Origin of the sequence: Mesorhizobium sp., assembly GCF_024509055.1 — a bacterium.
Lineage (GTDB): Bacteria > Pseudomonadota > Alphaproteobacteria > Rhizobiales > Rhizobiaceae > Mesorhizobium.
This window is the reverse complement of record NZ_JANINM010000528.1, coordinates 1-9,631: the sequence shown is the minus strand read 5'-3', so window position 1 is coordinate 9,631 and position 9,631 is coordinate 1. Positions and strand designations below refer to the sequence as shown.

Here is a 9,631-nt window from a genome sequence, read left to right as displayed (position 1 = left end):
AGCAGCTCCAGCATCTGGTATTCCTTGCCGGTCAGGTGCACGCGCTGGCCGCCGACCTCGACCGTCTTGGCATCGAGGTTGACGACCAGGTCGCCGGTGGTGATGACCGACTGGGCGTGGCCCTTGGAGCGGCGCACGATGGCGTGGATACGCGCCACCAGCTCGTCCTTGTGGAACGGCTTGGTCATGTAGTCATCGGCGCCAAAGCCGAGGCCGCGGACCTTGTCCTCGATGCCGGCCATGCCGGAGAGGATCAGAATTGGCGTCTTCACCTTTGAAAGACGAAGCGTGCGCAAGACTTCGTAGCCCGACATGTCGGGAAGGTTGAGATCGAGAAGGATGATGTCGTAGTCGTAGAGCTTGCCGAGGTCGACGCCTTCTTCGCCGAGATCGGTCGTATAGACGTTGAAGCTTTCCGATTTCAGCATCAATTCGATGCTTTGTGCGGTTGCACTGTCATCTTCAATCAGCAGAACACGCATTTCATTCCCCTTTTCTGCTGCCGGACCATGTCACGACCCGTCCGGGACCGGAGCAGTGATTGCCTGTACAGAAGGTGCCACCGACTGGTTAACAAATCCTAATTTCGTGTCAGCCACGATATCAGATTTTTTAACCCCTTTCTACACCCACTTGAATCTAATAACGAATCACAGACCCAAATCGCTAATGCACCACATTAATAAGTCAGCCTAAGTGACTCCAGAGACTCGCAGGCCGCGCTTCCCGCCGCAGCCGGAATTTTTACCCGGCCTTAAGTCCTCGCCCGTATGATTAACAATGCCCGTAAACGAATGGTTACCACCGGCAAAAATCTTTAGGGCTTTGTTTCCCATAGAGAGGGGAAAGCCGGGGGAAACGGGCGGCGCTTGGGCGTTTCCGGGCGGATTGGACGATATGCAGGTGTGCGTTTGCGGAGTATCGAGTCATGAAGTCACGTGAAAACCTCGTTCGGCTGAAGCAGTTTCAGGTGAATGAGAAGCGGCGCCAGCTGCTGCAACTCGACATGATGATCGCCGAGTTCGAGCGCATGGCCGTCGAGCTGGAGCTTCAGGTCGCCGCCGAGGAAAAGAAGGCCGGCATCACCGACATCAACCATTTTGCCTATCCAACCTTCGCAAAGGCGGCGCGCCTGCGCCGCGACAACCTCAGGAACTCGCAAAGCGACCTCGCTCAGCAGCGAACCATCGCCGAATCACTACTAGGCGAAGCTGAAGCGGAGCTTTCCAAGGCGGAAATGCTGGAATCCCGCGACAGCAAGATCCGCGAGCCGGACGTGGGCGGTCGTAGCGCCATGATCGGCTAGGCATCCGACGCAAACGATCCCGTCGCCGAAAGCAGACATTCGCGTCGAACCGGCAAGCCCAGGAAGACCGGGCCCTCCGATCCGCCAGCCTCAAGGCATTGCTTCCATTTCGTCGTTATGAGCAGCCGATGCCCGCGCGCGGGCACCTTTTATGTCGGGCGCGTGTTCCTCCGCCCATGAGCGGATCTGGCTGAGCAGCTCCGAGAGATTCTGGCCGAGTTCCGTCAGCTCATATTCAACCCTTGGCGGGATGACCGCAAACACCTCGCGCCGGACGAGGCCGTCCCGCTCGAGCACGCGCAGCGTCTGCGTCAGCATCTTCGGCGTGATGCCCTCGAGCTTCCGCGCCAGTTCGCCATTGCGCATGCGACCGCGCCGTAACGCGCAGACGGTGAGATAAACCCATTTGCTGGCCAGCATCTCAAGCACGGTGTGCGATGGGCAGGTACGCCGGAACGCATCGTAGCCGAACGGGGAGCTTTCCTCACTATCCATGAGGTACCTATCTATAGAAATAGTACATACTAGACAAGGGAATATTACTATCCAAATGATAGTGGCACATTATCCATCCAGGAGGCTTTCATGCGTGCCGTTATCCAGAATGCCGTCGGCGGACCCGACGTCCTTTTCGTGGCTGAACAACCCACCCCCTCCCCCGGGCGCGACGAGGTGCTCGTTCGTGTCAAGGCAGCTGGCATCAACCCCGTCGACGCCGCGGTGCGCGGCGGCCACTACCGTTTGCTCGGCGACCCGCCCTTCGTCCTCGGCTGGGACATTTCCGGTACGGTCGAGGCGTTGGGCAATGGCGTGACCGGCTTCAAGGTCGGCGACGAGGTTTACGGCATGCCCCGCTTCCCCAGGCAAGCAGGCGCCTACGCCGAGTTTGCCTCGGCTCCAGCGGATCAGATCACGACGAAACCTGGCAGGATCGACCACACACACGCGGCGGCGCTGCCGCTGGCCGGGCTGACCGCCTGGCAAGGCCTTGTGCGGCAAGGCGGCATCCGGCCCGACCAGCGCGTGCTGATCCACGCCGGCGCCGGTGGCGTCGGTCACTTGGCCGTGCAGATAGCCAAGGCGCTCGGCGCTCATGTCATCTCGACCGCCAGCCCGGACAAGCTTGATTTCGTCCGTTCCATCGGCGCCGATGAGGTGGTCGACTACTCCAGGGGCGATTTTGCGGACCGGGTTGCCGATATCGACCTGGTGCTGGAGACCGTTGGCGGCGACAATGCCCAAGGGTCGCTAAAGGTGCTTCGCGACGGCGGCACCCTGGTGTCGCTGCTCGGTGTCGATGATGCTGTCAAGGCTGCGGCTAAGGAGCGGAACATCCACGTGGAACGCGTGTCCGTAACACCCGATCGCGAAGGCCTCGTCGAACTTGCCAAGCTGGTCGATGCGAAGAAACTATCGGTCCATGTAGCGAAGGCCTTCCCACTCGATGAGGCAGGCGCCGCTCATGCCTTCCTTGCCACCAGGCCGATCGGCAAGGTCGTGTTGACAGCCTGATTCGAAGGCCGCCGGACACGAAAGGGGCGCGGAATTCCGCGCCCTTCATATTATCTGGTGAAGCTTCGCTTCAGTGCCGGTATTGCTGAATCCGCGTCGTGCGCAGCCCGGCCAGGCCGTATTCATCGATCGACGCCTGCCAGGAGAGAAATTCCTCGGTCGTGAGCTTATAGCGCTGGCAGGCTTCCTCGAGGCTGAGCAGCCCGCCGCGCACCGCCGCGACCACTTCCGCCTTGCGCCGGATAACCCAGCGCCGTGTATTGGTAGGCGGCAGATCGGCAATCGTAAGAGGGCTGCCGTCAGGCCCGATAACATACTTGACTCTAGGTCTAACCAGATCGGTCATCGTACTCTCTACAAAAAACTCAAAGACCCAATCCCCGCCACACTACCGCCACAGCTTTAAAAATTGCCTAAGCGAACCCTAATCACTAGGTAAGGATCGTGAACGTCGCGTTAGGCTTTTGTTCGGCATTTGAAGCAAACGGCGCCGCGGCCGTGATTCTGCCTCTAAGAAGCGCTTTGGAAGGCAAGCTGGCGCAGGCGGAAGGCTTGACCTATATTCCGGCCGTTGGCATCAGCGCCATGCAGTGTGAAAGACCATGAACAGCCTCGATCTTCCCGGACGCCCCGAAGAAACCCGCGTCGTCGTCGCCATGTCGGGCGGCGTCGATTCGTCGGTCGTCGCCGGTATCCTGAAGCGCGAGGGCTACGATGTCGTCGGCGTGACCCTGCAGCTTTACGACCATGGCGCGGCCACCCATCGGGCCGGTTCCTGCTGCGCCGGCCAGGACATCGACGACGCCCGCCGCGTTTCCGAGACACTCGGCATTCCGCATTATGTGCTCGACTACGAGGAGCGCTTCCGCAAGGCGGTCATCGATCCCTTCGCCGAAAGCTACGTCGCCGGCGAGACGCCGATTCCTTGCGTGTCCTGCAACCAGACGGTAAAGTTCGCCGATCTGCTGGCGACAGCGCAGGACCTCGGCGCCGACGCGCTGGCTACCGGCCACTATATCCGCTCACGCGCCAATGGCGCGCATCGCTCGCTCTACCGCCCGGTCGACGCCGACCGCGACCAGAGCTATTTCCTGTTTGCCACCACCCAGGCGCAGATCGACTATCTGCGCTTTCCGCTGGGCGGACTGTCGAAGCCCGAGGTGCGGGCCATTGCGGAGGAGATGGGGCTGACCGTCGCCGCCAAGCAGGACAGCCAGGACATCTGCTTCGTGCCGCAGGGCAAGTATTCCGACATCATCGCCAAGCTGAAGCCGGCGGCCGCCAATCCAGGCGACATCGTGCATATCGATGGCCGCGTGCTCGGCCGCCATGAAGGCATCCTGCGCTACACGATCGGCCAGCGCCGCGGCATCGGCATCGCCTCGGGCGAGCCGCTTTATGTCGTTCACCTCGATGCCGACCGCGCCCGCGTCGTCGTCGGCCCGCGCGAGGCACTGGAGACCCACAAGATCTACCTGCGCGGCATGAACTGGCTGGGCGACGGCCCGTTGTCGAACGTCCCGACCGGCGGGCTCGAGCTGTTCGCCAAGGTCCGTTCGACCAGGCCGCCCCGCCCGGCCGTGCTGCATCACCGCGACGGCGTGACGTCGGTCGAGCTGGTGGATGGCGAGTCCGGCATCGCCCCCGGCCAGGCCTGCGTGCTCTATTCCGACGACGGCAACGAGGCACGAGTTTTCGGCGGCGGCTTTATCGAGCGCTCCGAGCGCGGCGCCGAGGCCGAGGCGATGCTCTCCAGGCTGGCCGCGCGGCCAGCTCAAATTCCCGCCGAATAAGATCCAGTATTCCGCGAGCCACCGCGGGTGAACCTCAGGCGGACGAGCCGGTGTGCGTCACCGTGCCGGCCGTCAGGATGCGCAGCACCCGGATCGCTTCCTCGCCGTCCGTGCGCGGTTCGGCCCGCGTTTCGATGCACTGCATGAAATGCGCGAGTTCGCGTGTCAGCGGCATGCCTTGGCCCACCGCCACATAGGACGGTTCGTTGGCGGTGAAGGCCCATTGGCCGCTGTCCTGCCAGACCGCATGGCGATAGACGGCAAGCTTGCGCTCCCACGGCTCCACGTCGTCGAACACGGCCATAGCCTTGGTGCCGACCACCGTCAGGCGCCGCTCGCGATAGGGATTGAGCCGGGAGGCGAAGAGATGGCTGCGCACGCCGTTCGGGAAGCGCATGTGCAGATGCGCGAAGTCGCTGAGCTTGTCGAGCAGTGCCGCGCCCTCGCCCCTCACCTCGATCGGCTCGGTGCCGGTGATCGCCAGGATCATCGACAGGTCGTGCGGCGCCAGATCCCACAGCGCGTCGTTTTCGGTGTGGAATTTGCCGAGGCCGAGCCGATGCGAGTGGATGTAGCGGACCTCGCCCAACTCGCCATTGTCGATCAGCGCCTTCAGCGTCTCGAAGGCCGGATGGTAGCGCAGCACATGGCCGACCATGAAGACGCGACCATTGTCCCTCGCAGCCTGCACCGAACGCTCGGCGTCCGGCACCGTCAGCGCGATCGGCTTCTCGACCAGCACGTCCTTGCCGTTCTCCACCGCACGCATCGACATGTCGGCATGGAACTGCGGCGGCAGCGCCATCACAATGGCGTCGATGTCGGGGTGGTCGAACAGCTTGTCCGGCTCGATCGCCAGGCAATCCTGCTCGCTGGCGAAACCTTCGGCCCGGGCGCGATTGGCGTCGGAAACGGCATGCAGCGCGCCAAGCGCCTTGAGGGTGCGGATATGGTTGCTGCCCCAGTATCCGCAACCGAGGACTGCGATGCGCGGCTTCATTCGCTCTAACTCTAGAATTTCATGGCCGAGACATAGCGACGTGCCCCGCCGAACTCAACCCCGGCGCCGCGCTTCCGTTGTCTGCCCGGCAAAGCTTTTTCGGGATGAGATTATGCTGTCGCGGAGCCGTTATCCAAGCTTGACAGGCTTGCCCTGCCAACCTTATATCCGCGCGACCTTGGCGAACGCCTTGAATTACCGATCGATCCCGGTCGTGTTTTCAAGCCTTTTGCCGCCCTGGCGGGGTAGCTCAGTTGGTTAGAGCACGGGAATCATAATCCTGGGGTCGGGGGTTCAAGTCCCTCTCCCGCTACCATCTCCCTAAAATATTGAAATCATGGCGAGACCGCGGGCTGACAGTAGCGCCTCGGCCGATGATCGTCGATGATTTCGAGGCTCAGCCTGCTTCTGTCGAGACGCACGCGTCGTATCGCTTGGTGTCCAAGGCGAATATCTTCAATTGCTGAAAGCGGAACGCCGGCTTGGGAATTTGGCACCACAAAAGCGGACGTTGCCACCCGCGTGACGCCAACCGTTTGCTCCCGGTGGCCGCAACGTTTCCAGCGTACGGCCCGACTAATTTCGATAGATCAGCAGCACGATGCCGCCGTTTTCGGAATGCGTCTCGTGCTCGGCGCCGACGGCGCGAATACAATACTGGCCCGCGGTGTAGGTGTTGTCCTGATCTGAGAAGGAGCCTTCCAGCACGAGGATTTCCTCGACCTGATCGTGAGAATGCATCGCGGAGCGCGTTCCGGGATCCATCTTCATCAGGATGGTGGATTCCCCACTGACCTCATCCTTGTAGATCGTCTTCATGTAGAAGCCGTCTTCCGCCGGTGTCCACTCGATTGAATTGAGGTCGATGAAGAGAGAGCCATGATCGATGCGGCCTGAGAGTGGTTGCACGGGCATGAAGTAGTCCTTTCCAGGGGGTGATGCCTAAGCAGTTGTTGCCGACGATCTGACGCTGCTAGACGGCAGCCATGAACCGATGACCGTCATAGATCGCGGCGTGAATGTTCCGACTGGCCACCGCGTCCCCGATCCTGAAGAGCTGGAAGCCACCCCCGGGGTTTTTGGTCGTCTGCTGGGGTTGGATCGCCACAAGGGCCTTGTAGTCGACCTCGCCAAGGTTCTTCGAGAGCGGCCTAAGCGCGAAGTAGAGGTCCTCCAGCGGCGTCACACCATTCTCTATGACGACCTGATCGACGATCTTTTCGGAACACTCTTTCGTGTAGTCGTCCAGGAAGACAGCGGCGATCTTGTTGCCGCGACGCTCGAGCCGTTCGATTCGCAGGTTCATCGTGACGACGGCGTTCGCCTTCTTCAGCGCCTTGAAATATGCGGGATAAGTCGTTGCCCCGATATCTGCCGCCAAGGTCCTTGTCGGACCGACCAGCTCGAGTTCCGCGCCTGCCTCTGCAATGAATTCGGCCGCGGTCATTGCGTTGTGTGATCCGCCATCGTCGTAAAGCAGGACTGATTTGGCCACTGGCACGCTTCCGCTCAGAATGTCCCAGGTTGTCGTTGCGAGGTCCTGACCGCCGTATAGGCAGTCCAGGCTGGGCAATCCTCCCGTGGCGACGACGACGATATCGGGATTTTCCTGCAAGACGTCGCTGTCTTCGGCGTAGCGATTGTATTCGATCTCGACACCCAACCGGTCGCATTCCGCCAGCCGCCAATCGACGATGCCCAGGATCTCGCGCCGCCGCTTCAGCGCGGAGGTGATCAGAATCTGGCCGCCGGCCTTCGGACCGGCTTCGAAGACCTTCACCCGGTGGCCTCGCTCCGCCGCAACGCGGGCAGCTTCCAAACCGGCCGGACCCGCGCCTATGACCACAACCTTCCGGAGCGGACCTTCGCTCCTCGAAATTATGTGAGACAGAGTGCCTTCCCTACCCGTCGCGGCATTGTGCACACAGGACGCCTGGCCGGGATAAATGGAGTCGATGCAGTAGCCCATTCCGACGCACGGTCGGATCTGGTTTTCGCGGCCCTCCATTATTTTTCGAGTGATGTGAGGATCAGCAATATGAGCACGTGTAAGTGCGACCATGTCCAGCTTGCCGCTTGCAATCGCATGGCGCGCGGTGGCCACATCCTGAATTCTTGCCGCATGGAACGTGGGAAGCCCCACCGCCTTTCGAACCTCGCCCGCGAAATCAAGATGTGGCGCCGAGGGCTTGCCCATGCCCGGGATGACATGGCTCAACCCCTCATCCCTCGAAGCATGGCCCCGAATGACGTTCACAAAGTCGATCATTCCGCTGGCCGACAAACGTTTTGCGATCTCCACACCTTCGTTGGCCGTCAGCCCCCTGTTCAGGGCTTCGTCACAAACCATTCGAACGCCGACGATATAGTCCTGGCCGATCCGCTTGCGGATCGCGGCCAGGATCTCCATCACCAACCGCATCCTGTTTTCGAGCGATCCGCCATACTCGTCTTCGCGCTTGTTGGTCGCCGGTGACCAGGAATGCGCAATCAGATGCGAGGCGCACTCAAGTTCGAACCCATCGAGTCCCGATGCCTTGACCCGCTCGGCACTGTCGGCGAACGCGTTGACCACGCGCTGGTAGTCCCAATCCTCCATGGCCTTTGGAAACGCGCGATGCACGGGCTCCTGCACATGGGATGCGTCGATCATCGGCAGCCAATCGGCCTTATTCCAGTACGTTCGACTGCCCATATGCGTCATCTGGATCATCACCGCGGCGCCGTGCGAATGCACGTCATCGGCAAGCTCGCCCAGCCATCTCACGACTTCATCTTTGTGAAGCTGGATATTTCCAAATGCCTGCGGGCTGTCGATATCGACGACAGCGGATCCGCCGATCATTGTCAGCGCCATCCCGCCCTTTGCCTTCTCGGCGTGGTAGAGGCGATAGCGCTCTTTCGGCAGGCCATCCTCTGTGTAGGCAGGCTCGTGCGACGTCGACATGATCCTGTTTCGGAGAGTCAGATGCTTTAGTTGGAAAGGTTGCAGCAATGGATCATTTGACATTTCATGAACTCGCCAGGCATAGTTTCGCCGATCCAATGCCATTCGGCATGTCGACTGTTGGTTGATCGCAGTTTCTTACGCACTGCATTTTCGGTAAACTGTAATTCTATTCATGGTATCATTAGCAGATAGATCGTTGCGGTGTGTCTAAGCCGACGACTTCGTTTCGGCGGGGGAGGACAACGCGGCGGTGATTTGCCGGAGGGATACCAATCCAAGGGGCTCGCTGCCGCCGTCGACAACGACAGCTTGGTCGTACGTCGAGTTCGTCAACTCCTTCGCCGCGACCTCGAGTGTGGTGCCGGACTTCAGCCTCGGCAGCGACGCTTTCTCGGAGCATGGTGCACGATCCATCACGGCATCGATCCTGATGAAGCGGGCGCGATTGACGTCCTTCACAAATCTCTCGATGTAGTCGTCGGCGGGACGCAAGAGAATGTCCTGGCTGTCGCCCTGCTGGATGATCGAACCGTCACGCAGGATGACGATCCGGTCGCCGAGCCTCAACGCCTCGTCGAGATCGTGCGTAATGAAGACGATGGTCTTCTTGAGCTCCGCCTGTAATTCCAGAAGCATGGTCTGCATGTCGGTTCTGATCAGAGGATCTAGAGCCGAGTAGGCCTCGTCCATCAGGAGGATAGAGGCATCGTTGCTGAGCGCGCGCGCGAGCCCCACGCGCTGCTGCATGCCGCCGGACAATTCGTTCGGATAGCGATGCTCGAACCCGATGAGGCCCACGCGGTCGATCCATCGCATGGCGATCTGACGGCACTTGGACGCCTCGATCCCGCGCACTTCGAGGCCGAACGTCACGTTGTCGATGACGGTCCTGTGCGGCAGGAGTCCAAATCTTTGGAACACCATCGCCGTCTGGTTGCGGCGGAACTCGCGCAACTCCACCTCGGACATCTCGAGGATATTGCGTCCGTCGATCATGATCGAACCGGAGGTGGGTTCGATCAGGCGGTTGATGTGCCGGATCAGCGTCGACTTGCCGGAGCCGGACAATC

11 protein-coding genes and 1 tRNA gene are annotated in these 9,631 nt (G+C 60.8%); 5 read left to right on the top strand and 7 right to left on the bottom strand.

The features are described from left to right. On the bottom strand, nt 1-482 hold a 482-nt coding region (locus Q0L57_RS31655; RefSeq protein ID WP_296747027.1), incomplete at its 3' end, for a response regulator transcription factor. A 446-nt stretch (nt 483-928) separates the two neighbouring features. On the opposite strand from Q0L57_RS31655, the gene Q0L57_RS31650 reads away from it, so the two are divergent. After that, nucleotides 929-1,306, top strand: coding sequence for a flagellar export protein FliJ (locus Q0L57_RS31650; protein WP_296747026.1), 378 nt, complete (start codon nt 929-931; stop codon nt 1,304-1,306). 90 nt (nt 1,307-1,396) lie between these two features. Here Q0L57_RS31650 and Q0L57_RS31645 read toward each other — a convergent pair whose 3' ends face one another. Continuing rightward, a complete protein-coding gene (locus Q0L57_RS31645) occupies nt 1,397-1,801 on the bottom strand; it encodes a helix-turn-helix domain-containing protein (protein ID WP_296747025.1) in 405 nt (134 codons plus the stop codon). A 90-nt stretch (nt 1,802-1,891) separates the two neighbouring features. Between Q0L57_RS31645 and Q0L57_RS31640 the strand changes: the two genes are divergently transcribed. After that, nucleotides 1,892-2,818, top strand: coding sequence for an NADP-dependent oxidoreductase (locus Q0L57_RS31640; RefSeq protein WP_296747024.1), 927 nt, complete (start codon nt 1,892-1,894; stop codon nt 2,816-2,818). A gap of 70 nt (nt 2,819-2,888) precedes the next feature. On the opposite strand, the gene Q0L57_RS31635 is transcribed toward Q0L57_RS31640, so the two are convergent. Continuing rightward, nucleotides 2,889-3,164: a DUF1153 domain-containing protein gene (locus Q0L57_RS31635; RefSeq protein WP_006203587.1), complete on the bottom strand. Its 276-nt coding sequence runs from the start codon at nt 3,162-3,164 to the stop codon at nt 2,889-2,891. A 98-nt stretch (nt 3,165-3,262) separates the two neighbouring features. Between Q0L57_RS31635 and Q0L57_RS31630 the strand changes: the two genes are divergently transcribed. Both Q0L57_RS31630 and mnmA read left to right on the top strand, forming a co-directional pair. Then, nucleotides 3,263-3,424: a hypothetical protein gene (locus tag Q0L57_RS31630; RefSeq protein ID WP_296747023.1), complete on the top strand. Its 162-nt coding sequence runs from the start codon at nt 3,263-3,265 to the stop codon at nt 3,422-3,424. Beyond that, entirely contained in the window at nt 3,421-4,611 is a 1,191-nt protein-coding gene (gene mnmA / locus Q0L57_RS31625; RefSeq protein ID WP_296747022.1) for a tRNA 2-thiouridine(34) synthase MnmA, read from the top strand. The genes Q0L57_RS31630 and mnmA overlap by 4 nt, the downstream gene beginning before the upstream one ends. Nucleotides 4,612-4,645: 34 nt before the next feature. Here the strand turns inward: mnmA and Q0L57_RS31620 are convergent, their stop codons facing one another. After that, nucleotides 4,646-5,611, bottom strand: coding sequence for a Gfo/Idh/MocA family oxidoreductase (locus Q0L57_RS31620; protein ID WP_296747021.1), 966 nt, complete (start codon nt 5,609-5,611; stop codon nt 4,646-4,648). A 239-nt stretch (nt 5,612-5,850) separates the two neighbouring features. On the opposite strand from Q0L57_RS31620, the gene Q0L57_RS31615 reads away from it, so the two are divergent. Further along, nucleotides 5,851-5,927, top strand: a tRNA-Met gene (locus Q0L57_RS31615). A gap of 260 nt (nt 5,928-6,187) precedes the next feature. Here Q0L57_RS31615 and Q0L57_RS31610 read toward each other — a convergent pair. From Q0L57_RS31610 to Q0L57_RS31600, 3 genes are all read right to left on the bottom strand, one after another. Further along, nucleotides 6,188-6,526: a cupin domain-containing protein gene (locus Q0L57_RS31610; protein ID WP_296747020.1), complete on the bottom strand. Its 339-nt coding sequence runs from the start codon at nt 6,524-6,526 to the stop codon at nt 6,188-6,190. Between the two features lie 58 nt (nt 6,527-6,584). Beyond that, on the bottom strand, nt 6,585-8,621 hold the full coding sequence (locus tag Q0L57_RS31605) for an NADH:flavin oxidoreductase (protein ID WP_296747019.1): 2,037 nt from the start codon (nt 8,619-8,621) through the stop codon (nt 6,585-6,587). Nucleotides 8,622-8,768: 147 nt separating this feature from the next. After that, on the bottom strand, nt 8,769-9,631 hold an 863-nt coding region (locus Q0L57_RS31600), incomplete at its 5' end, for a betaine/proline/choline family ABC transporter ATP-binding protein (protein ID WP_296747018.1).